Genomic DNA, 457 nt, shown 5'->3' on the forward strand with positions numbered 1-457 from the left:
GAAAACAGGATCGCCAGGATGACCAGCGTCAGCGGCACCACATAGGGCTGGAACGTCGGCGTGACGACATTCATGCCTTCGACCGCCGAAAGCACCGAGATCGCCGGCGTGATCACCGCATCGCCGAAAAACAATGAAGCGCCGACGATGCCGATTCCGAGGATGATTGCCGAGCGCGTCGGGAAACTGCCGCGCGCCAGCGCCATCAGCGACAGCACGCCGCCCTCGCCGCGGTTATCGGCGCGCAGCACGAAGTTGATGTACTTGATGGTGACGATGATGGTCAGCGACCAGATGATCAGCGACAGCACGCCGAGGATGTCGCCGCGATCGGCGACGTTGCCGCCGGACGACGCCACCAAAGCTTCGCGGAAGGCGTAGATCGGGCTCGTGCCGATATCGCCATAGACCACACCGAGCGCGCCAAGCATCAACACCTTGGTGCTGTGCTGCTCGA

1 protein-coding gene is annotated in these 457 nt (G+C 62.8%); it reads right to left on the reverse strand.

Annotation, left to right across the window (positions count from 1 at the left end; translation table 11 throughout):
* A partial coding sequence (locus tag EN780_RS37690) for a KUP/HAK/KT family potassium transporter (RefSeq protein ID WP_245500310.1) occupies positions 1–457 on the reverse strand: 457 nt, incomplete at both ends.

Source organism: Mesorhizobium sp. M4B.F.Ca.ET.089.01.1.1, assembly GCF_004022605.1.
GTDB classification, from domain to species: Bacteria; Pseudomonadota; Alphaproteobacteria; order Rhizobiales; family Rhizobiaceae; genus Mesorhizobium; species Mesorhizobium abyssinicae.